A 23,481-nucleotide genomic window follows, 5' to 3' on the forward strand; every position below is an offset into this window, starting at 1 on the left:
AGTAAAAAACTACTTTTCACACTACTAAAATCCTTAACTTAATGACATTGTTTTTAAAAAAACTCCGTCCCCAATTGAATTGTGTTTCTTTCTAGTAAGATTTTCCCCAATATGCCATATGTTTTGCTGGTTTTCCGCAATAAATACATTTATCAGAGATCATCGGTTCATCTTCGATCAAACATCTTGTAGCAGCTCCGCCTGTCTCATATTTCACTTCGCCTTCACATACTGGATCTCCACACCAACATGCTTTTACGAATCCGCGGTTTGCTGCGAATTTTTCTTTCATCTCGTCCATCGTTACTGCTGTATCGATGTGTGCTTTCAGGAACTCTTCTGCCTTATTGTACATATCCTGCTGGATTGTTTCAAGAATCTCACGAAGTTTTGTTGTTATTTCATCTAAGGACACAACAATCTTCTCGCGGGTATCTCGACGTACTACTACAACCTGATTATTTTCAATGTCTTTTGGTCCGATTTCAATACGTGTTGGGATTCCGAGAATCTCCTGCTCTGAGAATTTCCATCCCGGACTCTTCTCTGAATCATCAATCTTCACTCTGTATCCGGCTTTTTTCAGCTCATCAAGCAATTCATTTGCTTTTTCCAGTACTCCTTCTTTGTGCTGAGCAATTGGAATTACGCGACACTCAACTGGTGCAAGGTGCGGTGGGATAACAAGTCCGTCATCGTCACCGTGAACCATGATAAGCGCTCCGATACTTCTTGTGGACAATCCCCATGATGTCTCGTAAACATTCTTAAGCTGATTGTCTTTGTCGATATACTGAATTCCAAATGCCTCCGGAAATCCGCTTCCAAAGAAATGGCTTGTTGCGGACTGCAGTGCTTTTCCGTCGTGCATCAGTGCTTCTACTGTATAAGTATCCTGAGCTCCTGCAAATTTCTCATGCTCTGCTTTTCTACCTGCTACAAATGGTACAGCCATTGTCTCTTTATAGAAGTCTTTGTAAATCTGCCACATCTGGATTGTTCTTTGTTCAGCCTCTTCATATGTTGCATGAATCGTGTGGCCTTCCTGCCATAAGAATTCTCTGGAACGAAGGAACGGTCTCGTTGTCTTCTCCCAGCGAAGTACGGAGCACCACTGGTTCCATACTTTTGGTAAATCTCTGTAAGACTGTACTGTTCTTGCCCATAAGTCACAGAACAATGTCTCAGATGTAGGTCTTACGCAAAATCTCTCCTGGAGTCTCTCCATTCCACCGTGTGTTACCCATGCTACTTCTGGTGCAAATCCTTCGATATGATCTGCTTCTTTCTCAAGAAGTGCTTCTGGAATCAGGCATGGAAGATATACATTTTCTACACCTGTCTCTTTAAATCTTCTGTCAAGGTCAGCTTTTATAAGCTCCCAGATTGCAAATCCATTTGGAAGGTAGTTCAAGCATCCTTTTACGCTTGAATAATCACATAACTGTGCTTCTCGCACAACGTCTGTATACCACTGTGCGAAATCTTCATCACGTGATGTGATATTTTTTACTAATTTCTTATCCTTTGCCATCACAATTCTCCTTTTTCTTGTTCTTTTATTTCTGTAAAATTCTGTTCATTTCCATTTCAAAAATGTATCTTTACAGGAAATGTTTTATTTCCGAGGAGTTACTTTTTCTGCCGGGAACTTTTCATATAATTTAATAAAAATGTAATTATCTATTATATAAAAAACCGCCGACTCTTCATCTCCCCATATCAGGGACCGAAAGCTCCGGCGGTACCACCCTAAATTAACTGTAGCTATGTTGCAAATATCAGACAGCACAGTTCTCTCCATTCTCCATTAACGCTGGTCAGACGCTGCATTTTCATGCAGAGGCTCCAGGACCGGTTCCATGCAGTTCATAGCAGACACCTCGCACCATATAATGTCCTCTCTGAGCCAGCTTACATGTACTAATTCCATTCATCGCCAAAAAGTATTTCAATTTGCTCATAATTTTAATCTATCCCATGCACTTTGTCAAGATGTATACTACATAATGCTGCGCGTTGTAATCCTGCGCGTTAATAAATGCCATAAAAAAGAGAGAAGATTTTGAATGAACAACTTCTCTCTTTTTTCTCGGTTGAATTACCGTTTGTGATTGTGATTCAATCACCCTTTACGTTGGTGATTTATTATATCATGTTTTCGGAATTTTTTGATATTTTGCAACAAATTGTTGCTTTTTTATTCATATAAATGTTCTCTATAAACAATTTATATTCCCATTTTGGCAGCTTCAACTTGATTATTTCGACAGCTTCAACTTGCTTGTTTCGGTAGCTGCGTCTTATCTGTCTCTCTAATCACATCTGTCTCTCTAATCACATCTGTCTCTCTAATCACGTCCATCTCTCACCAAGTGACACTCTGTTTATTTCCGGTTTATTTCCGTTCAGCCGTGAGTTCCTTGATCTCACGATTCACCCTGTCTCTTAACTGAATCAGATACATATCGGATTTTGGATAACGCTTGAATGTCAATGGCTCCGGAAGATTTCCTTCAATCAACTCCATGACATGCTCTCTACTTGTCAAAGATTCCAGTAATTTCAGTGCTCGCAGATCTGTCATAGCTTCGTCATGTACCATCATACGAAGCGACTCTTCCGGCTGTCCATTTTCACCTGGATATACAAGGAATGGATCTCCTGACGGAAATGCTCCGGCCGCATCTGTCACTTCATATGGATTAATGTGTTCAATGGAATACTGGCTGTTATAAAAATTATATCCCCAATGTAATACTCCAATAATTTTATATTTATACAGTTGCACACCGTAAATACGATTTCTCGCAGACGGCATGGACATAAAACGGTTACTTACTTCATAAAACTGTCCTGTACAGTAATAAGTCCACATATCCGTCAGACCATTTGCAAGAAACTCTTCAATTTCATTATTTCCCGGAACCGGCTTGTCAATTAGACCGTGACGGTAAAATTCATAACTGGATAATGCATCAAATGTGTGAAATCCGTCCAGCATATTTCCAAGGGATTCTTTTGCAGCCTTATAAGACTCCAAATGTTCTTCTCTTGGCTCATCTGAAATGTGAAAATAAGTCACATCTGCAATTTCCCATTCTCTTAGCTTTGCTGTCAACTGTGGAAGAAAACTCTCAAGGAATTTTGTATATTCCCCGACCGCCGGTGTATGCCAGCCAAAAATCTTCTCTTTCTTTCCATTTACAGTTGCAACAACCTTCGGTGCATATTTTGCTCCCCATTGCGAGAACAAATGTGACATTTCAAAATACTCGATTCCACATTTCTTACAGAGATCGATCCAGCGCTTCAGCTTCTCAAATCCAAATACATACTCTCCATCTTTTACTTCTACGTCAATCAACTGACAAGTCGTTCTCTCAAGTCCAATTGCAGTATCAAGCGGCGAAGTGAATAACGGGGTCAGCATCATATTACAATCACGTTTTACATATTCCTGGAAGTAATTTTCCAGAAGTTTCCAGTGTTCCTCTGAAAACACTTCTACATGATAATAATCCGCCAGGCAATCTGCATGCATCCATTCTGTGTGCATAATATCCAGTTTCGGAAGTTCCGTTCCGATAACTGTCACTTTCTGTTTTGCACTACATACAACTTCACCTTCTTTGATAAGCTGAAGCTCTATCCCATACTCTCCCGCCGGAATCTCATTTGTAATATCCACATCCACCCAAAGGCTGCGCCACTGGCGTGAATAGACAATCACTTTTCCGTCCTTTAAATCTTTAAGAAGATCCGGATACAATCCAGAAGTCGTCTTCAGATAATTATCATCTACGATTCCATTTGTCGCACGCCCGACCGGAACCATCTCCACCGTCCTCACATGAACATGCTCTGCAAGCTCAGAAACTACGCGCACATCTAATCGCTCACGCATTACAAAATCACCGGTATATGCCACCTGAAACGATACCGTCTCTCCCCACAGACCACTTAACATCTGACATTCCATACGGTATACCGGAGTCTCATCTGGGAATACCTTTTCCAGAGAACTCAGTGGTTTCATTTCATATTTAATTACTTTCTGGTCAAAAATACTCATATTTTATTTTCCCCTCTATCCTTTGATTCCACTCAACGTCATTCCTTCTTTGAATTTACTCTGCATAAATACATAGAAAATAAATGGTGGCAGGAAATTGATAACTGCACATGCCATAGTCAGACCTACATCTGTATTATACAATGTCTTCATCATACCAAGTGCCAATGGCAACGTCTTCATTTCCTGTTTTGAACAAGACACCATCGGCCATAAAAAGTTGTTCCATGCTCCGACAAATGTAAAAATAGACAGGGCTATAATAGATGATTTCACCATCGGCAATACCACTTTAAAGAAAATACGCAAACGTCCGCAGCCATCTATTTTAGCTGCATTGATCAGGTCATCCGGAATATCCAGAATGGCCTGCCGCATAATAAATACACCAAACGCTGTCGGCAATGGCAAGATCAGCGCTTTAAAAGTGTTTAACCAACCCAGATTCTTAATAATCAAAAATAACGGAATAATAATAACCTCTGACGGAACGACCATTGTCATGATTAAAAAGATGAACAACTTATCATTTCCTTTAAAATCCATCTTTGCAAATGCATACCCTGCCAGTGAACATACTGTTACCGTAAGAATTACACCGACAACTGCAACAAACACGCTGTTAAATACGTAATTGGGAAAATTAGCCAGGGAAAATATTTTCTGATACTGCATCAGTGTCAGCTTTTCCAATGAAAAATCAAAATCATAAGCATTCGTTGTTGATTTAAAAGACATCATTACCATATAAACAAATGGAATCACACTGATAAATATAATAATCAACATAAATATATATATGAAGATCTTATTAATTACTTTTTTCATCCTATATTTCCCCCTTTCTATATCTCTGATGCTTCACGCTTCATCATTCCACGCTGCAACATTGCTATAACCAGAATTACAACAAATAATATATTGGAAACTGCCATTGCATATCCCGCGGAGCTGGAACCTGCAAAGCACAAGGAATATGCATAAATCACCAATGTTGTAGATGCATTATTCGGTCCGCCCCCCGTCATCGTGTAAATCAAATCAAAGCACTGCAATGATGAGGTAATTGATAAGAACACTGCTAATATAATCGTCGGTTTCAACATTGGCAATGTTATCCGAAAAAATCTTGTCACCGTTCCTGCACCGTCTACTTTTGCAGCTTCATAAAATGACTCTGAAATCCCAAGTAACCCTGAAGAATAAATAACTACATAATACCCTAACATTTTCCAAATGGCCACTGCTGCAACAACCGCCAGTGCTGTCTTAGCATTTCCAAGTAACATAGATGCCTTGATCCCAAACAAGCCAAAAAATGTTTCTACTGCCGGAATTTTTCCGTTCAGCAATTCTCTCCAGATAACACCTGTTGCCGCATTGGAACAAAGTACCGGAATGAAAATAACACTATTTGCAATCTTGCCAATTAACATATGGCGATGACTAACCAAAAATATAGAAACTATGAGGGATAAAATCATTTGTAACGGCACGATCATAACCATTAATTTTAATGTGTTAAAAAGTGCTTTCATAAACTTTGTATCTGTTACCAGCCTCTCATAGTTCTTCAATCCATAAAATGTTGGCGGTGTCATGATATTATATCTTGTAAAACTAAGTACAATTGATATGATGACTGACACAATAACAAAGCCGATCAGGATTACTGTAATCGGCGTAATATAACCATATGGTGCCAGATTTGCTATTTTCTTTTTATTCATAATCGTCCTTTCATCTTATTGCGCAATCATCAATAGTGCAAAAAGATGCCTGCAAAACTTGCAGGCATCGACTATTATGCATTTATCTTTTATTTATTTGCCCAATATTCATCTAACAGTCCATTTGCATAATCTTCAGCCTCTTTCAGGCCTTCATCAACGCTTGTCTCTCCGCTCATAATTCCCTGGAAATCAGCTGCAAGCTGGTTCAGGATCTGTGTTCCACAAGGACCAGCCTGAATTCCATGCCATTTGTCTTTATCCTCTGTATAGATTTTCTCCATCTTCTCATCACCTACATATGGCTCACTCTCTGTAAGTGCAGCTCCCGGGCATTTTGCATGATATGCTGTCATGAACTCAGAACCTGTTACATATTTGATGAAGTCCATAGCAAGGTCTTTATCCTCACATGCAGACATCAGTGTCAGACAATCTGTTGCTCCAAATGTTCCAAAGTCTTTGTTCTTCAGTGAAGTTACAAAATTCCAGTTCAAATTCGGATATGTCTCTGCAAATGTTGTTCCATCTGTCTGTGAAGAACGTGTAATTCCGAATGCTGCTTTTCCGGCACCGAATACATTTGAAAATGCGTCAGACCATGACAGTGACATAAAGTCCTCATTCATGTAAGATGTAAGTCCTTTTAACCATGTAACTGCTTCTTTTCCAGCCTCGTCAGCAAAGCTTACAGATTTCAGGTCGTCATTATAAACCTGTCCACCGTTCTGCCATAATGCGCTATAGTAGTATGCATTCAGAATCTGCATTGCTCCGATATCACTTGTATTCATTCCACAAGCAAAACCATACTGGTCAACTTTTCCATCTCCGTCAGTATCTTTTGTAGCTTCCTGACAGATTCTTGCAAAGTCATCCCATGTCTCAGGTGCTTTCTCTCCAAGTGCATTTAAAATATCTTCATTATAGTATAACACGAATGGAACTCCCGTTACTAATGGCCAGCCATACTGTCCATCCATCATATTACCATTAGAAAGATATTTGTACTCTTTCTTATCTTCATCTGTAACGTAAGAAGACATATCCTCTACTGCACCTGCATCGATGTATGTTGGGAACATCTCGTTGTACATATATCCAACGTCCGGACCTTCTCCTGAATTCAGAGCTGTTGTATAAGTCTCTTCGTACTTGTCCCATGGGATAACTGTAAGATTTACTTTACAATCCTTTTCTTTCTCCCAGTCTTTTAAAAGATCTCCCCAGTTCTTCTCTGTAGCATCATCAAGTGGTGGTACCCATACTTCTAATGTCTTCTCGCCAGATTTGCTGTCAGATTTTTTGCTGTCGCTTTTGCTTCCACAGCCTGTAAACATAGATACGGCCATAGCAGCAACTAACAGAACACTTACAATTTTCTTTTTCATTTTCGTGCTTCCCCTCCATTAATCGTACTTATATTTTTTTAAATCATCACTTATAGATTATACATGCTATTTTTGCTTATCACAAATAGGAGTTTTAAATAAACGGTTTTCATTTATTTAAAAATTAAATAAACGATTTTTTTTACAGATTTTTTTGTGAACAACTTGGGCGTTTATCAAAAAACACTTGCATTTTCTATATGTTTTCTGAAATCTTTTCATTATCAATCAACAAGTCTTTATCTTTCATTTATGATTATTCCCCTGCCAATTCCAACTTTTTTACCGGCCAGAAGATATTGCTTCAATCCTCGCTGAAGACTATTTTCTTCCAGATATGCATCTTTGTTCTCTCGAATTTCCCCAAATACTCTTTCTTCTGCCTGCGGGAAATCATAATGTACCTCTACAATATGATACATTTTCTGAAAACGAATAATATTACTTGTCTCTGGTAATATCTCTCTCAGTTCCGGACTTAAAAGCCATGAATCGCAAATAAATATCACATCTTCGTTACTAAAAAATTTCTTAGCTGATTCAAAAGATTTTTGACATTCACAGTAATCCAGTTTTTCTCCAGCCGGTATATGAACATTCAACACTTTTTCTCCACTCGGCAAATGGTATTTCTGTGCCAACTTCTGATCCAAAATAAGTGGTTCAAACTGAAGTCTTCCCAGACGGAACAACTCCATTCGAATAGACTTTGCAACCCATTCCACTTCTTCCAGTCCATATACTTTGTATTTCCGATAACATTCTTTACACCAAATCGTGATATCAGAAAACGTATCATGAAATATCTCTTCGCTGATATCTTTCTCCTTATACATTTCATGGACTTCACATGTCAGCTTCAGATAGAACCATAAAACCCATTGAAAATGTTTTTGAGTTTCTCGCCATTTATTTAAAAATATTTCAAAATCATTTTCAAATAAATGTTTCCATTCATAAAACTCCTTCTCAGACAAACTGTACTTTCCTATATTTTCCCGCACTTCCTCTGGTATTTCTATTCGCAGCATCACTTCCTGTATCGTCATAATTATCCTTTTACAGAACCTCCTACCATGCCAGAAATTAAATACTTTCTGAAAATAATTGCTGTTACTGCAGGTGGTATCAACGATACAATACCTGCTGTTGCAATTAATCCATATTCTACACTGTCTTTTGTCACAAATTCAGATACAACAATCGCCATAGGTTTTGTATCCATAGATGAGGCTAATATAAGCGGAATCTGAAACTGGCTCCATGTATTCAAGAACATAATCAGTGACACTGACAAAATAATCGGATATGACAATGGCAATATAATTTTAAAAAATGCTTTTCCTCGACTGCAGCCATCAATGTGTGCCGCCTCTTCCAGCTCTTTTGGAATTGTCGAAAAATAATTTATAATCATCCACGTTGCCATCGGCAGATACGAACTTACATAAACCATACTCAGCCAAAATGTATTATCCAGCATATGCCCTGCCGAAAACATTTTATACAGAGGAATAATAGTTGCCATTACCGGAATGACCATCGTAATAAGTAAGGCATTTTTGATAATTTTCCTTCCCGGAAACTCCATTCTGCTTAATGTATATGCACTCACCAAAGCAATTGGCATACCGATACAGATCGTCACAATCACTGCTCGAAGAGAATTTTTTAAACCTGTAAAGTATGCAACACTTCTTCGTCCGCCAGAAAACAAATTCTGAAAATTACTCCATGTAATATGACTCGGTAATAAACTAACTACATTTGAGAACATTTCTGCTTTCGGTGTAATCGCCATAACAAAAGTCCAAACAAATGGTCCTAATGTGAAAACTAAAAAAAATATCGTTGCAACAATATATCCTGCTTTCTTCACATACTTCATTAATAATCCACCTCCTTGTTCAAATTTCGGAGATAGAATATTCCTAAAAGTAATGCAAAAAATAAGACAATATACGTCATTGCGCTACCTTTTCCAAAATTCAAAAATGAAAATGTAGTCAAATAACTCTCCATTAATATATTTTTCCCCAAATCTCCATAGCCTGAAAGTGCTACAATTTCATCAAAAACATTTATTGCAGTTACTGATGTTGAAGTAATTCCCAATGCCAAAAATGGTTTCATAAGTGGCATTGTAATATGCCAGAATACCTTCCTTGGCGTTCCTCCATCCATTTTCGCCGCTTCATAAATAGCATCCGGAATTGACTGGCGTCCAGCCAGGCATACCAATGCCATAAACGGCACACTACGCCATACAACTACAATCGAAACAACCAGTAATAACAGCCAGCGCGAACCAAGAAATTGAACCGGTTTACTTACCAGCCCCAGACCAATCAGTATTTTATTTAAAAATCCATATCCTGAAAAAAATACAAATTTCCATAAAATACCATTTACAAATGGTGGTAATGCCCATGGCAGAATTGCTATTGCAAGTAACATTCCAGCACATTTACATTCCAAATTCAAATATACTGAAACTAAATATCCAATTATCGTTGTAAAAACAATTACAAACACTAAAATAAATAAAGTATTTTGCATACTATATTTAAATGAATCCGACTGTAAAATATCTATATAATTTTTAAATCCAATATAATGAATATTTCCCGGCTCCGTAAGTTTCCATCTTTTCAAACTATACGCAAAAGTTGTAATAATGGGATAAAATACTAATACACCCATGATCAAAATCATGGGTGTAAGTAAAAGATATGGTAAAATCTTTTTTTTCATATGTGTATTTCCTATATTTTATTGTTCTTTAAGCAGTTTATCTAATGCTGAAGACATCTCTTCATAGGCTTTCTCCGGTGTCAATTCTCCAAGCGCCATCTTATTAATTGCGTTATACATTGCACTGCTCATTTCTGCGTAATAAGCTGGTACTCCATTCGGGAATGGAGATGAAATTAACTCAGATGCTTCTAACATGGCTCCTGCATTTGCAATTGTTCCATCATCAACCAGTTCTTTTAATACTGAACTACGTGTTGGAAGGCTTCCAAGTGTTTCATTTAATTCTTTCTGCATATCAGCAGATGTATACCATTCAACAAATTTTTGAGCAGCTTCTTTATTCTCAGATGTAGAAGTAACACCAAGTGCCTCTGGAAGAGCCATTGTTTTTTTCGCTGTTCCGTCTTTACCTGGAGCAAGAATCGGTTCAACCTGTCCCACTACCGCTGAATCATCCGGATTTTGTGTCTTAGATACAAACATTGTTGGTCCTACAAGAAAACTTGCTGTACCACTGCAAATTCTCATATAAGCCTCCATACCAGAAGCTGTCTTGTCCTCTGGGGCAACCAAATCAGCATCTAAAACTTCCTGATAATAATTTAATGCATCCATAATGGCATCTTTATTAAATGTTCCATCATCATTCCATACAACTCCGTCCATTTGGAATGCTGTCCACATTAATCCTGTTGCAGCTTTCTCTTCTGCATTCATAGACATTGCAAGCGGATAATCAACACCAGATGCTTTTAATGCTTTTGCATCTTCCAAAACTTCTGCATATGTTTTTGGTGCTTCATTTATTCCGGCTTTAGCAAACTGGTCTTTGTTATAATATGCGATACGATAATCATTGGAATACGGAAGTGCTAAAATTTCATCATCTACTGTAAATGTATCTAATGTAAGAAAATCTTCCTTATCTGCATCTGAAATCTTCAGTGGCTCTAACCAGCCAGCTGCCTTGAATTCTCCTACCCAGGACCAGTCCACTTCTACTACATCAGCAACATTTTTATTTCCTGTTGCAGCTGTAGCCAGTTTTTCACGGATATCATCCCAGCCCACTTCAGATACTTCAACCTCAATTCCAGTCTCTTTTGTAAATTCATCCAGTTGATCATCAGATGGAATTGCCCAATCAGGCGCCATAAATGTAATGGATTCTCCTTTATCAGACTTTGTGTCACTGCTTCCGGAATCATTCTTTGATCCACAGCCAACAGCCATTGATGCAACCATAGCTGCAACCAATAACATGCTTACAATTTTCTTTTTCATTTTGTGTTTTCCTCCCGTTTTCTCTTGAAAATATTTCATAACTACATATACAGAATAGCATATCTCTCGTCTTTACATCAAATTGCTATTTTCGATATATAATCACTTTATATTCACTTTATCTATAATCATTTGTTTGAATTTTTATTAATATGAGTATATAGTGCCTATTGCAAAAACGGATAATTTTATCCCTTATATTCCCCGCATGCTCTTGCTGCATCCATGAACCAGTCTATCTTCTGTGGATCTGTTGTCTCTGGGATATCACATCCCGTTGCAAGTGTGTATCCCTTCTTTGCCTTACTTCCAATTTCTACACATCGTTTCACATCTGTAAAAATTTCTTCTTTCGTTCCTTTCATGACAATGCTCACTGGATCTACATTTCCTGCAATCGGTACTTCACTGCCAATCTCGTCTGCCGCCTGCTTAATATCTATAATATTATCAAGGCTTAATTCATTTAACTGATATTGTCCAAGATATTTCCAAATACTCCTTGTGTCTCCACACATATGAAGAGATACTTTATGTCCTGTCTTTTCATATGCATAATCGGTCAGCTCTTTTGTATATGGGAAAACGAATTTTTCATACATTTTCGGTCCAATCAATGCTGGATTTGCGACCGGATCTGCCATGGCAATTCCAAGTCCATATTGAGTTGCCATATCAATACAGCTTTTCTGACTATCTGTTACAATTCTCATCAGCCGATGAACTTCCTCTCCATATTTCCGGCAATCTCTAAGCAATTTTTCCACCCCTCGAAGCGAAGAAGTAATTGTAAATGGTCCGCCAATGCTTGCCTCAATCGGTACAATTCCCTGCGCCTCTTCGCTCAATATTTTCGCTTCTTCTATAAATACTGCAATTCGAGGATCTCGCTTTGCCTCGACCGGCTCCATCTCATCAAGCTTTTTATAATCAGATATCATTGGGGCATCGGCATATGGAACTCCATTTTCCGGATAGATAAATTTCCCTCCCAGCGCTTCCACGATTCCTCTTGTATTCGGTCCGATCACAATTCGGTCATAGCCGTAACGATTAAATACAATTCTCTCTGCCTGTGCCATTTTTTTTACATCAAACCAAAAATCACGAACACTGATTCCACTCAGATAGCACTTAAACTCGCTGGTAAATGGCATCGCCATCACTCGGTCTGCCCTCTCACCATTTTGAATTGCCTTCTTTCGTTCAATTGGTGTCATCAGATCTTTCGCATTCTTCTCAATTTTCATACCTTTTCTCCGTCCGCTTTTATATTTTCTTAATCATGGACATAGTATAGCATATTTTTACAATAAATCTACTCTTCTTTCTGTCTCCCGCACTTTATACCACACCTTGCGCTAACACTAGTATTTAAATACTCTATATATTTTGTGTATCATTATCTATTCCAATATCATTTTCATCCACTTTCCTTGTCCCTGCCTCCATTCTGTCGTATACTAAAAATATCACTAAAAAGAGAGGTAATCCTTATGCACAAAGATGATCAAATGACCCCTAAAGAACGAGCATTTGCCCTGTTTGCAGGAAAACCAGTAGACCGTATGCCGATCAAGTTATTTTCACCATATATTGGAATGAACTTCGGGGCATCTTATCAAGATGCTTTCGTAGAGGCAAAATCACGCGCTCACTGGCTTATCGAAAGCTACAAACGTTTCGGGCAAGATGGCTTAAGTGTCAACTACCGTATTGACGGAATCCCGGTTGCTTTCGGTGCAGAATCTACATACGATCCACTCGGAATTCCTATGATTAAGGAAAATATTTTAAAAGATTTTTCTGAGATTGATCAATTAGATCTGGAAAAAATTCGCTTTGAAAATGACCCGAATGCCCAGACTGCTTTTGAGGCTGTCCAAATTATTCAAGACGAATTAAACGATGAGATTTTCACAGGAGTCGGTCTAATGGGACCATTTACAACTGCTGCCAACCTTGCCGGTGTTGAAATAATCCTAAAATCTATGCGAAAAGATAAAGAAGGACTTCATAAACTTCTGGACTTTGCTGCGGACATTACGATTGAAGTTGGACGTAAATTCGTAGAGAATCAGATTGGAATCGGACTTGCTGAGCCAACGGCTTCCCTTCTGTCACCAAAACAGTTCCGTGAATTTGTCATTCCTTATTATGTAAAAGTTATGGATAAATGGAAAGAATGGGGCAGCCGCGGCTCTGGTTTCCACATTTGTGGAGATACCACAAAACTTCTGGAGACCTTCCCTGAGATGGGTATCCGCGGAGTCAGTATCGATAGTGCCGTAGATATTGCTGTTGCCAAAGATCTTGTTGGCGACAAACTTTCCATCATGGGAAATGTCTCACCAATTGAAATTCTGCGAGGCACTCCGGAATCTATCGAACAGGCTGTCATCGACTGCTTCCGCAAATGCTGGGACAATCCATGCGGATTTACGATTGCTCCTGGATGTGATATTCCGGTTCAGACATCACTGGAAAACATTGATGCTTATATGAGTGCAGCAAGAAAATGTGCAAAATACCCGGTACAGCCATCGAATTGGGAATAAAAATTACCGTGTGAACTTCTATGTTTTTCCTGTTCACACGGTATCTTTATTTTTAGCACTCATACTCGAAAACTTTTTATCTGAAACATTATTTATAGCAATTATCTATCATTTTATTTATGTTCTTGACAACCCTGCGTTTTTATTTCAATATAAGCATAGGTCAGGACTCTATCTGAATCTTGACCTATGCTTATATTTTTTGATCTAAGAACTATTTTTTATGAAATTATAAAGGAATATGACATGACAAATAACATCAACATTTTATACGAAGATACACAGATTCTGGTCTGTGTCAAACCGGCCGGAGTTGCAACTCAAAGCAAACGCATTGGCTCCCCGGACATGGTGAGCCTTTTAAAAAATCATATTAGCATGACTTCTGGTAAATCCGGCGAGCCGTACCTTGCCGTCATTCACAGACTGGACCAGCCTGTAAGTGGAATTCTTGTCTTCGCCAAGACGCCTGCTGCCGCAAAGGAACTGAACCGGCAGCTTACAACTTCCGGCTTCGGTAAGCATTACTATGCATTAGTTGCGGGAACTCCAGAACCAACATCTGCTGATTTAGAAAACTACCTTGTAAAAGATGCCAGAACAAATACTTCCAGAATCTGTCAGAAAGGTACTGCAAACGCCAAATTAGCAAAGCTTCATTATGATTTAGTTGATACTACATTTTTTGCTGATATTGCTTTCGCAATTCCTGTCGCGACCAGTCAGCTAAAAATCAAGTTAGATACTGGACGCCATCATCAAATTCGTGTGCAGCTTTCCGGTATGGGCTGCCCGATCATCGGTGACACGAAGTATAACCCCGACTCACCGAAGCTGACCGCGAGGCGCACACCACTGTGTCTTTGTGCATATCAGTTGGAGTTCAGGCACCCTGTCACAAAGAAAGCAATGACATTTTCACTTGATCATTATGTATAATATATGATACCAGGGTCAAAAGGTCTAAATCCACATGAGCTTGCTCATAAGTGGATGAAAGACCTTGGGATCCGCCCCAATATGAGCCTAAAAGTGGGATGACAATCCCACGATATGCGAATAATTGGGAGGATTGTGGGAGTGCAACGCACGGAACAATCCGTAGGCATCATAGTTGGGGCTTTTGACCCCAACATCATAATATATCAGACTATATCAGATGTGAGATAGCTGCCACCTCTGATATAGTTTTATTTTTCCCAAGTATGTGGAGACTATATTAGAAATATTTTTATTTTTCTATTGCGTTTTATTACAGCACTATGTTACACTACGTCTACATCAAATTTCGGGCATGATATTTTCATTATGTTTCAGTGCCCACAGAAATCCTTAGCCATGATTTCATTTCTGAATTTCATTTGCTTTTTCAGCAAAGATTACTCAGATTTTTGATGAAGTTACTCGTTCACCGCAGCTTTCAGTGATTCCCGGCACTAATACAGCTACACTTTCACCGGACAAATCTCTGCTGCTCAGATTTCTGAAATTCTCGAAGAACCACTGGATATCATTCAGCAGATCTATGACATTGCCCTCTGTCAGGCACCTGATTACAATGCTGATAAGATTTTAAAAGAACTGAACTCGAAAACTGTTTCGTGATTTAAATCAAATCTACACGGATTTTCGCACAAGAATATTTTTAAATAGTTGAAACAAAGAAGCGGGATATGCCTCCAATTACATATCCCGCTTCTTCGTTTCATTTTCTTTTTTCAATTTTCCTTAAGCTTCTGTTCGTATGTCCTCTATTCACACAAACTAGATAACGGCTTCCTCAGGTGTCTCTTCTAATACTTTTTCGTAATTCTCGAGGATGATGCTTTGAATCTTTTCGCGAGTTCCGGAATTGATTGGATGAGCAATATCTCTGTATTCTCCATCCACTGCCTTTTTACTTGGCATAGCAATAAAAAGTCCTTTTTCCCCTTCAATAACTTTAATATCATGTACAACGAATTCTTCATCCATCGTGATTGATACTACTGCTTTCAATTTTCCTTCCTTCGCTACTTTTCTTACTCTTACATCTGTTATCTGCATGTTATTGCCCCTTTCTATCTAGGCGCACTGATCTTACAGTGCGTACCTCTCGTTCTTTTCGACAACCACTTTTATCCCGTTTGTTCCAACGTGACGTGTGTTGGCTCTGATTGTATCACGGCTTTCCACGATGCAGTTTTCAATGTAAGTATTATCCCCAAGATACACATCATTTAAAATAATTGAATTTTTGATCACACAGTTATTTCCCACAAATACCTGCTTAAATATTACGGAATTCTCCACAGTTCCGTTGATAATGCTTCCGCTTCCTACCAGACTGTTCTTGACAGACGCGCCTGGGTTATATTTTGCAGGAGGCAGGTCGCTGACTTTTGAATAAATTTCCGGATCTTGCTTGAAGAAATAATTTCTTACTTCCGGCTTCAAGAAGTCCATATTAGTCTTATAATAAGCATCTACAGTTGCAATATTGCTCCAGTAATGATCAATCTTGTAACCATAGATCTTCTTCAGATTCTTATAACGGATCAGAACATCATTGACGAAGTCAAACCTTTCTTCTTCCGCTGCATGCTCAATCAGATCAATCAGTAATCTTCTTCTGATCACATAGATTCCTGTTGAAATCATGTTTGATTTTGTCACCATCGGTTTCTCTTCAAACTCTGTTATACGCATATCGTCATCCATTCGGATTGTTCCGAATCGGCTCACATCATCTGATGGATCCATCTCTTTGCATACTACCGTAACGTCAGCCTTTTTGTCAATATGATACTGAAGAACTTTACTGTAATCCATCTTATATACCGCATCTCCGGATGCTATAACAACATACGGTTCATGACTCTTTTTCAGGAAATCCATATTCTGGTAAATGGCATCGGCCGTTCCGCGATACCAGTATCCATTATCATTTGTAATGGTCGGTGTAAATACGTACAGTCCACCCTGCTTTCTTCCGAAATTCCACCATTTTGAAGAATTCAAATGTTCATTTAAGGAACGGGCATTATATTGCGTCAACACCGCAACTTTCTGAATATGAGAATTCGTCATATTACTAAGTGCAAAATCAATGGATCGATAGCTTCCTGCAATTGGCATTGCTGCTACTGCTCTTTTGTGAGTCAGCTCTTTCATCCTGTTATTGTTACCGCCTGCTAAAATAATTCCTACTGCTCTCATGCTATCTCACCCGCCTTTATTAATGTTTCTCCACTTCCAAGTACTCCGTCCGAATAATCTTCTTTGTTCGTAATTCCACTGATTGCGGTGTTCTTACCAATCTGTACGTGATCCGGGATTACAGAATTCTCTCCGATCGTTACAAGTCCAAATGAGTAGACTGCCGGTTTTAATTTATTCGGTTCTTCACTGCCAATTCCAAGGATCGCGCCTTCGCCAATCTTCGTATTCTCAGCTATGATAGATTTATCGATCACACAGCCTTTTCCAATCATACAATCGCTCATGATGATTGAATCTCTCACTACCGCACCTTCTTCAATTGTGACTCCGGCACTGATAACACAATTATGTACCTCTCCATAAATCTCGCAGCCATTGCCGATAATGCTTCGGTCTATCACAGCATTCTCTGCAATGTACTGAGGCGGAAGTATAGCACTGTTAGTGTAAATCTTCCAAAATTCTTCATAAAGGTTAAATTCCGGTATAATATCAATCAGCTCCATATTAGCCTGCCAGTAAGATCCCAGTGTTCCAACATCTTTCCAGTATCCATTGTATTCATAAGCAAACAGGCTCTCACCCTTCTCATGACAATACGGAATGATATGCTTTCCAAAGTCACATCCAGGCTCGTCCTTCAATGCTACAAGAGCTTCTTTTAATGCTTTCCAGCTAAATATGTAGATTCCCATTGATGCCAGATTACTCTTCGGCTGTGGCGGTTTCTCCTGAAATTCTGTAATCTTACCACTATCATCGGTGATTACAATTCCAAAACGGCTTGCCTCTTCTATCGGAACCGGCATAGCCGCGATTGTAACATCTGCATTGTTCTCCTTATGATAATCAAGCATCACCTGGTAATCCATCTTATAAATGTGATCTCCAGATAAAATTAATACATAATCTGGATGGAACGATTCCATGTATTCCAGATTCTGATAAATGGCATTCGCTGTACCTGTATACCACTCACTGCTTGTACTCTTCTCATATGGCGGAAGAATCGAAACGCCACCGATGCTTCGATCCAAATCCCATGGGATACCTATCCCGATATGTGAATTCAAACGTAATGGCTGATACTGTGTCAATACACCTACAGTATCAATTCCTGAATTAATACAGTTACTTAGCGGAAAATCAATGATTCTGTATTTTCCACCAAATGCAACAGCCGGTTTCGCAACTTTTGATGTCAGAACACCAAGTCTGCTGCCTTGTCCTCCTGCCAGGAGCATTGCTATCATTTCCTTTTTCCTCATGTCTTCACCCCTTCTCAGTAGTTTGTGATAAATATTATACCATATATGTTCCATTTCGTGAACATATTTTACAAAACATTTGAATAATTTCTCCGATTTTTATGAAAATATTACAAAAAATTGCGGGTTGGATTTTTTCTCATATATGTATATAATAATAAGTTAGAAAGAATTATTAATTGGATTGTGAAAGTGTGCCGCACAGAGCAATCCAACGATACTACAGACGGGATTTTTCCCAACACAATTTGCCTATATTATTATATATATGAGGAAGGAATCTTAATTATGTATAAAATTAATTTTGACCAGCCAGTACACGTACATTTTATCGGAATCGGCGGTATCAGCATGAGCGGACTTGCCGAGGTACTTTTAGAAGAGAACTTTACTGTTTCCGGATCTGACAACAAAGAATCTGCTCTGACAGATCATCTTGAAAAAGCCGGCGCACAGATTTTCTATGGACAGAAAGCTTCTAATATTATAGATGGTATCGATGTAGTTGTATATACGGCTGCAATTCATAAAGACAATGAAGAATATCAGACTGCAGTTCAAAAAGGACTCCCGATGCTGACACGTGCTGAACTTCTCGGACAGCTTATGACAAACTACGACATTCCAATCGCAGTTTCCGGAACTCACGGAAAAACAACAACAACTTCTATGATTTCACACATTCTTCTGGCCGGAGAGATGGATCCGACTATTTCTGTTGGCGGAATCTTAAAAGCAATCGGTGGAAATATCCGTGTCGGTAATTCCGAGATTTTTGTTACGGAAGCATGCGAATATACAAACAGTTTCCTTAGCTTCTTTCCTAAGATCAGTGTGATTCTGAATATTGACGAAGATCATCTGGACTTCTTCAAGGATCTGGAGGATATCCGCAACTCTTTCCACAGATTTGCAAAGCTGCTTCCAAAAGACGGAACACTTGTTATCAATGGTGACATTGATCGTCTGGATGAGATTACAGGAGATCTTGACTGCAAAATCGTAACTTACGGAACGAATCCTTCCGCAACTTATCATGCTGCAAATGTAACTCATGACGAACTCGGCGAAGCATCCTTTGACCTGGTAAAGAACGGTGAATTTGTAGATCGTATTTCCTTATCTGTAAGTGGAGACCATAATGTATCCAACGCACTTGCCGCACTTGCTGTTGCAGATCTTCTGGATGTAAATGTTTCCGTTGCCAAAAAGGGACTGAAAGAATTTCACGGTACAGACCGTCGTTTTGAATACAAAGGCGAGACTAATGGTGTGACGATCATTGATGACTATGCACATCATCCGACAGAGATTGCTGCAACACTGACTGCTGCGACCCATTATCCGCATCGTGAGATCTGGTGCATTTTCCAGCCTCATACTTATACACGTACAAAAGCTCTCTTCCCGGAATTCGTTGAGGCACTTTCACATACGGATCATGTAATCCTGGCAGACATTTATGCTGCAAGAGAAACGGATACTCTCGGAGTGTCTTCTAAGCAGATTGCAGATGAATTGAGGGCAAAAGGGCACGATGCATACTACTTCCCAAGTTTTGAAGAGATAGAAAATTTCTGTCTGACGCATTGTCAAAAAGGGGATGTGTTGATAACTATGGGAGCCGGAGACGTTGTAAACATTGGGGAAACGCTTCTTGGAAGATAGTTATCCACATTTTCCACAGATTTTTATCCACAAAAAACCCGATTTTTGCGTCAAAAATTTCTTTTTTAATGGTACTTCCGATGCTATAATAGCTGTGCAATGAAGCGAATGATACTTGAGGAGGACCTGAAAAGGCATGAGAAAATTAACACTTACAAACCACGTGCAGAGTGATACAACTGTACTGGAGAACGAATTTATCGATCATTATATGGCAGAGGCGAACGGGGAATACGTGAAGGTATACCTTATTCTTTTGCGCCATCTGAATGAGCCTTCAGGAACTCTGACAATTTCAAAGATTGCAGATTTATTAGATATTACAGAAAAAGATGTGATCCGTGCATTGAACTACTGGAAAAAGAAAGGGTTACTGGATTATGACATGCCTGTAGACGGAGAGGCTCCGGCGATTCCGGCACAGCCGCGTATGACAGAAGAACCATCTGCACCGGAACCGGCTGCTCCTTCTATTCAGCCGGCACCGCCAACTACAGATGTATCCAGTATTGAGCAGTACCGCTCTCGTAAAGAGTTCAAAGAACTTCTTTTTGTTGCAGAGCAGTACCTTGGCAAGACGCTGTCCCATTCTGACGTAGAATCTATTACATATTTTTACGAGACTTTACATATGTCTGCAGATCTTATCGAATACCTGATCGAGTACTGTGTAGAGAACGGTCATACAAGTATGCACTATATTCAGAAGGTTGCTCTTTCCTGGTGTGAACGCCACATTAAGACGGTTTCTGAAGCAAAAGCAAGCTCTATGGCATACAATAAGAACTGCTATTCTATTCTCGGAGCTTTCGGCATTAAAGGACGCGCTCCTGCACCGTCTGAGATGGAATACATCAAGCGCTGGACTTCCGAATATGGGTTCTCTCTGGATCTGATCCTGAACGCATGCGCCAGAACTATGAATGCAATTCATCAGCCAAGCTTTGACTATACTGAATCTATTCTGAAAAAATGGCTGGAGCAAAGTGTTAAGAACATTCAGGATATCGAAACCCTGGATGCCGGATTTATCCGCGAAAAAGAAGCCCGTGAAAAAGAACGCCGTGAAAAAGAACTTCAAAGAAAAAGTGCCGCTAAAATCACACCGGCACCAACAAAGTTCAACAACTTCGAGAATCGTTCTTATGATATGAGCGATCTTGAGCGCAAGCTGTTACAGCAATAAACTATATAATAAGGAGCATTTTCGTCCATGGCATTATCAAATTCCCAGTACGATCAATTGATGCGCGATTATGAGCAATTACAACTGGATAACGAGCATGAACTTCGTCTTCGTTTTGATGAAGTTTATGCGAAGATTCCAAAGCTTCGCACAATTGATGACACGATTTCTTCTCTGAGTGTTGAAAAAGCAAAGAGACTGCTGGAAGGAGACGAAGATGCTCTTTCTTCATTTCATGAAAAGCTCCTGACATTAACTGGCGAAAAGCAGAAGCTTCTTACGTCTCACGGATTTCCATCTGATTATCTTGAAAAGCATTATCACTGTCCAGACTGTCAGGATACCGGATATATTGGAACACGCAAGTGCCACTGTATGAAAAAGGCAATTATCGAGCTTCTATATAACGACTCGAACTTGAAAGGAATTTTAGAGCAGGAAAATTTTCACACATTTTCTCTGGACTACTATTCCAAAAGCCATATTGATCCGCTGACCGGAAGATCGGCAAGAGACGCCATTGAAACCGCACTTCGTGTCTGTCATCATTTTATTGATACATTTTCCAGTGAATTTCATAATATTCTTTTATATGGAGATACTGGTGTTGGAAAGACATTTCTCACTCACTGTATTGCAAAGGAATTAATGGATCACTCTTATTCAGTTATTTATTTTTCTGCAGCAGGGCTTTTTGATTTTCTTGCTAAGAATACTTTTGGTAAAAGAGATGAGATCGATGAAGATGCACTCTCCCATATTTGCAGCTGTGACTTGCTAATTATTGATGATCTTGGCACAGAGCTCGCGAATAGCTTTACGGTTTCACAATTATTTGTTATACTTAATGAGCGAATCTTACGAAAGGAAGCGACAATCATATCTACGAACCTGTCGCTCGAAGATATAAAAGCAATTTATTCTGAACGAATTTTTTCACGTATCAGCAGCAGCTATTCTATGCTCCGTCTGACCGGTGACGATATCAGAATTCAAAAAAAATTATTAAACCTAGGAGGTACAAAAGATGTTACGCCGTAACGAACGTAATCTTGACAACATCCCTGCAGGAACACTTGGAATCATCGCAATTGATGGCTGCCAGGCGATGGGAAAGGAAGTCGATCATTTCATCACTACATGGCGCCATGAAGATGGACACAAATTCATGGATGATGTAGTATTCAGTGGATATCAGAGAGATTCTTATCTCGTAAATGCTCATGTACCACGTTTTGGTTCCGGGGAAGCCAAAGGTGTGATTGATGAGTCTGTCCGTGGTATGGATCTTTACATTTTGGTCGATGTCTGCAACTACAGCCTGACATATTCTATGAGTGGAAACACAAATCATATGTCACCAGATGATCATTATCAAAACTTAAAGAGAATTATCGCTGCTGTCGGTGGTAAAGCAAAACGTATCAACGTTATCATGCCATTCCTCTATGAAAGCCGTCAGCATAAGAGAAGCTCTCGTGAGTCTCTGGACTGCGCACTCGCACTTCAGGAGCTGACACACATGGGCGTTGATAATATTATTACATTTGATGCACACGACCCTCGTGTACAGAACGCAATCCCGCTTTCCGGATTCGAGACAGTGCGTCCAACTTATCAGTTTGTAAAAGGATTATTAGATCGATACGATGACTTAATCATCGACAGTGACCACATGATGGCGATCAGCCCAGATGAGGGTGCTACAGAGCGTGCTGTATATCTGGCAAACGTTCTGAACCTGGATATGGGTATGTTCTATAAGAGACGTGATTACACACGTGTGGTAAATGGACGCAACCCAATCGTTGCTCATGAGTTCCTTGGTTCTTCTGTAGAAGGAAAAGATGTTATTATTCTGGATGACATGATTTCTTCCGGAGACAGCATCCTGGATGTTGCAAAACAGTTAAAGAGCCGCAATGCAAAACGTATTTTTGCAGCTGCTACATTTGGACTCTTTACAAATGGACTGGATAAGTTCGATGAAGCCTATGAAAGTGGTCTGATTGATGGAGTTTTAACAACGAATCTGATTTACCAGACACCGGAACTTCTTTCCAGACCTTATTATATCAACTGTGATATGAGTAAATATGTTGCTCTTATGATTGATACTCTGAACCACGACGGATCTATCAGTGATATTCTGGATCCTAGTGAGAGAATTCAGGTATGCGTTGAGGAATACAAGAAAGCTCACGGTCAGTTATAACAGCTGCGTCTGTTCAAGAATGCCTCGGCATTCTTGCTGCGAGGTGCGCGTCATGCAATTGCATGACATACTTCTACTGCGCATCTCTGCAATCCTGCCGGAGGCTATATCAGCTGGGGGATTGACTCCCAGCTGATATAAAAAGCAG

Annotated in this window: 19 protein-coding genes and 1 other annotated feature; of the genes, 6 read left to right on the forward strand and 13 right to left on the reverse strand. The window is 39.4% G+C overall.

The features are described from left to right. Positions 1 to 91: 91 nt before the first annotated feature. From proS to LI149_RS11290, 10 genes are all read right to left on the reverse strand, one after another. Positions 92 to 1,534, reverse strand: a complete 1,443-nt coding sequence (proS, locus tag LI149_RS11245) for a proline--tRNA ligase (protein WP_005335210.1) — start codon at positions 1,532 to 1,534, stop codon at positions 92 to 94. Positions 1,535 to 1,721: 187 nt separating this feature from the next. Next, positions 1,722 to 1,946, reverse strand: a binding site (T-box leader). Between the two features lie 452 nt (positions 1,947 to 2,398). Continuing rightward, positions 2,399 to 4,075, reverse strand: coding sequence for a DUF4091 domain-containing protein (locus LI149_RS11250; protein WP_173785435.1), 1,677 nt, complete (start codon positions 4,073 to 4,075; stop codon positions 2,399 to 2,401). A 15-nt stretch (positions 4,076 to 4,090) separates the two neighbouring features. Further along, positions 4,091 to 4,903, reverse strand: coding sequence for a carbohydrate ABC transporter permease (locus LI149_RS11255; RefSeq protein ID WP_005335196.1), 813 nt, complete (start codon positions 4,901 to 4,903; stop codon positions 4,091 to 4,093). A gap of 17 nt (positions 4,904 to 4,920) precedes the next feature. After that, entirely contained in the window at positions 4,921 to 5,805 is an 885-nt protein-coding gene (locus tag LI149_RS11260; RefSeq protein ID WP_227087029.1) for a carbohydrate ABC transporter permease, read from the reverse strand. An 89-nt stretch (positions 5,806 to 5,894) separates the two neighbouring features. Beyond that, complete coding sequence (locus tag LI149_RS11265; protein ID WP_173785434.1) at positions 5,895 to 7,196, reverse strand: sugar ABC transporter substrate-binding protein; 1,302 nt, start codon at positions 7,194 to 7,196, stop codon at positions 5,895 to 5,897. A 239-nt stretch (positions 7,197 to 7,435) separates the two neighbouring features. Then, a complete protein-coding gene (locus LI149_RS11270; protein ID WP_173785433.1) occupies positions 7,436 to 8,245 on the reverse strand; it encodes an acyltransferase domain-containing protein in 810 nt (269 codons plus the stop codon). Positions 8,246 to 8,247: 2 nt separating this feature from the next. Further along, on the reverse strand, positions 8,248 to 9,084 hold the full coding sequence (locus LI149_RS11275) for a carbohydrate ABC transporter permease (protein ID WP_005335186.1): 837 nt from the start codon (positions 9,082 to 9,084) through the stop codon (positions 8,248 to 8,250). Continuing rightward, entirely contained in the window at positions 9,084 to 9,950 is an 867-nt protein-coding gene (locus LI149_RS11280) for a carbohydrate ABC transporter permease (protein ID WP_173785432.1), read from the reverse strand. The genes LI149_RS11275 and LI149_RS11280 overlap by 1 nt, the downstream gene beginning before the upstream one ends. A gap of 18 nt (positions 9,951 to 9,968) precedes the next feature. Further along, positions 9,969 to 11,237 carry an extracellular solute-binding protein gene (locus LI149_RS11285; protein WP_173785431.1) on the reverse strand — a complete coding sequence of 423 codons (1,269 nt, stop codon included), beginning with the start codon at positions 11,235 to 11,237 and terminating at the stop codon, positions 9,969 to 9,971. Between the two features lie 188 nt (positions 11,238 to 11,425). Beyond that, positions 11,426 to 12,487, reverse strand: a complete 1,062-nt coding sequence (locus LI149_RS11290) for a uroporphyrinogen decarboxylase family protein (protein WP_227078432.1) — start codon at positions 12,485 to 12,487, stop codon at positions 11,426 to 11,428. A 246-nt stretch (positions 12,488 to 12,733) separates the two neighbouring features. Here LI149_RS11290 and LI149_RS11295 point away from each other — a divergent pair, with 246 nt between their 5' ends. Then, a complete protein-coding gene (locus LI149_RS11295; RefSeq protein ID WP_118447329.1) occupies positions 12,734 to 13,795 on the forward strand; it encodes a uroporphyrinogen decarboxylase family protein in 1,062 nt (353 codons plus the stop codon). A 246-nt stretch (positions 13,796 to 14,041) separates the two neighbouring features. Then, positions 14,042 to 14,734, forward strand: coding sequence for an RluA family pseudouridine synthase (locus LI149_RS11300; protein WP_173785429.1), 693 nt, complete (start codon positions 14,042 to 14,044; stop codon positions 14,732 to 14,734). 825 nt (positions 14,735 to 15,559) lie between these two features. Here the strand turns inward: LI149_RS11300 and spoVG are convergent. From spoVG to LI149_RS11315, 3 genes are read right to left on the reverse strand one after another with little or no spacing between them, the layout of a single operon-like run. Next, the gene (gene spoVG / locus LI149_RS11305) at positions 15,560 to 15,841 is read right to left on the reverse strand and encodes a septation regulator SpoVG (RefSeq protein ID WP_173785428.1); all 282 of its coding nucleotides are present in this window, start codon (positions 15,839 to 15,841) and stop codon (positions 15,560 to 15,562) included. Positions 15,842 to 15,874: 33 nt separating this feature from the next. After that, a complete protein-coding gene (glgD, locus tag LI149_RS11310) occupies positions 15,875 to 16,993 on the reverse strand; it encodes a glucose-1-phosphate adenylyltransferase subunit GlgD (RefSeq protein ID WP_005335175.1) in 1,119 nt (372 codons plus the stop codon). After that, positions 16,990 to 18,264, reverse strand: coding sequence for a glucose-1-phosphate adenylyltransferase (locus tag LI149_RS11315; RefSeq protein WP_227078433.1), 1,275 nt, complete (start codon positions 18,262 to 18,264; stop codon positions 16,990 to 16,992). The genes glgD and LI149_RS11315 overlap by 4 nt, the downstream gene beginning before the upstream one ends. A gap of 288 nt (positions 18,265 to 18,552) precedes the next feature. Here LI149_RS11315 and murC point away from each other — a divergent pair, with 288 nt between their 5' ends. The 4 genes from murC (at position 18,553) to LI149_RS11335 (ending at position 23,333) form a co-directional block, all read left to right on the forward strand. Further along, positions 18,553 to 19,932, forward strand: coding sequence for a UDP-N-acetylmuramate--L-alanine ligase (murC, locus tag LI149_RS11320; RefSeq protein ID WP_227078434.1), 1,380 nt, complete (start codon positions 18,553 to 18,555; stop codon positions 19,930 to 19,932). A gap of 136 nt (positions 19,933 to 20,068) precedes the next feature. Further along, on the forward strand, positions 20,069 to 21,118 hold the full coding sequence (locus LI149_RS11325; protein ID WP_173785426.1) for a DnaD domain protein: 1,050 nt from the start codon (positions 20,069 to 20,071) through the stop codon (positions 21,116 to 21,118). Between the two features lie 27 nt (positions 21,119 to 21,145). Beyond that, positions 21,146 to 22,159, forward strand: a complete 1,014-nt coding sequence (locus LI149_RS11330; protein ID WP_117657390.1) for an ATP-binding protein — start codon at positions 21,146 to 21,148, stop codon at positions 22,157 to 22,159. After that, on the forward strand, positions 22,146 to 23,333 hold the full coding sequence (locus LI149_RS11335) for a ribose-phosphate pyrophosphokinase (RefSeq protein ID WP_005335161.1): 1,188 nt from the start codon (positions 22,146 to 22,148) through the stop codon (positions 23,331 to 23,333). The genes LI149_RS11330 and LI149_RS11335 overlap by 14 nt, the downstream gene beginning before the upstream one ends. Positions 23,334 to 23,481: the final 148 nt, after the last annotated feature.

The sequence above is a fragment of the Dorea sp. 210702-DFI.3.17 genome, assembly GCF_020560825.1.
Lineage (GTDB): Bacteria > Bacillota > Clostridia > Lachnospirales > Lachnospiraceae > Dorea > Dorea formicigenerans.

What these genes read in the sequence shown, in the direction of transcription:
- murC (WP_227078434.1), top strand. Translation starts at nt 18,553, where the DNA reads ATGTATAAAATTAATTTTGACCAGCCAGTACACGTACATTTTATCGGA.
- LI149_RS11325 (WP_173785426.1), top strand. Translation starts at nt 20,069, where the DNA reads ATGAGAAAATTAACACTTACAAACCACGTGCAGAGTGATACAACTGTA.
- LI149_RS11315 (WP_227078433.1), bottom strand. Translation starts at nt 18,264, where the DNA reads ATGAGGAAAAAGGAAATGATAGCAATGCTCCTGGCAGGAGGACAAGGC.
- LI149_RS11295 (WP_118447329.1), top strand. Translation starts at nt 12,734, where the DNA reads ATGCACAAAGATGATCAAATGACCCCTAAAGAACGAGCATTTGCCCTG.
- LI149_RS11280 (WP_173785432.1), bottom strand. Translation starts at nt 9,950, where the DNA reads ATGAAAAAAAAGATTTTACCATATCTTTTACTTACACCCATGATTTTG.
- LI149_RS11285 (WP_173785431.1), bottom strand. Translation starts at nt 11,237, where the DNA reads ATGAAAAAGAAAATTGTAAGCATGTTATTGGTTGCAGCTATGGTTGCA.
- LI149_RS11250 (WP_173785435.1), bottom strand. Translation starts at nt 4,075, where the DNA reads ATGAGTATTTTTGACCAGAAAGTAATTAAATATGAAATGAAACCACTG.
- spoVG (WP_173785428.1), bottom strand. Translation starts at nt 15,841, where the DNA reads ATGCAGATAACAGATGTAAGAGTAAGAAAAGTAGCGAAGGAAGGAAAA.
- LI149_RS11275 (WP_005335186.1), bottom strand. Translation starts at nt 9,084, where the DNA reads ATGAAGTATGTGAAGAAAGCAGGATATATTGTTGCAACGATATTTTTT.
- LI149_RS11265 (WP_173785434.1), bottom strand. Translation starts at nt 7,196, where the DNA reads ATGAAAAAGAAAATTGTAAGTGTTCTGTTAGTTGCTGCTATGGCCGTA.
- LI149_RS11290 (WP_227078432.1), bottom strand. Translation starts at nt 12,487, where the DNA reads ATGAAAATTGAGAAGAATGCGAAAGATCTGATGACACCAATTGAACGA.
- LI149_RS11335 (WP_005335161.1), top strand. Translation starts at nt 22,146, where the DNA reads ATGTTACGCCGTAACGAACGTAATCTTGACAACATCCCTGCAGGAACA.
- LI149_RS11300 (WP_173785429.1), top strand. Translation starts at nt 14,042, where the DNA reads ATGACAAATAACATCAACATTTTATACGAAGATACACAGATTCTGGTC.
- LI149_RS11260 (WP_227087029.1), bottom strand. Translation starts at nt 5,805, where the DNA reads ATGAATAAAAAGAAAATAGCAAATCTGGCACCATATGGTTATATTACG.
- LI149_RS11330 (WP_117657390.1), top strand. Translation starts at nt 21,146, where the DNA reads ATGGCATTATCAAATTCCCAGTACGATCAATTGATGCGCGATTATGAG.
- proS (WP_005335210.1), bottom strand. Translation starts at nt 1,534, where the DNA reads ATGGCAAAGGATAAGAAATTAGTAAAAAATATCACATCACGTGATGAA.
- LI149_RS11255 (WP_005335196.1), bottom strand. Translation starts at nt 4,903, where the DNA reads ATGAAAAAAGTAATTAATAAGATCTTCATATATATATTTATGTTGATT.
- glgD (WP_005335175.1), bottom strand. Translation starts at nt 16,993, where the DNA reads ATGAGAGCAGTAGGAATTATTTTAGCAGGCGGTAACAATAACAGGATG.
- LI149_RS11270 (WP_173785433.1), bottom strand. Translation starts at nt 8,245, where the DNA reads ATGACGATACAGGAAGTGATGCTGCGAATAGAAATACCAGAGGAAGTG.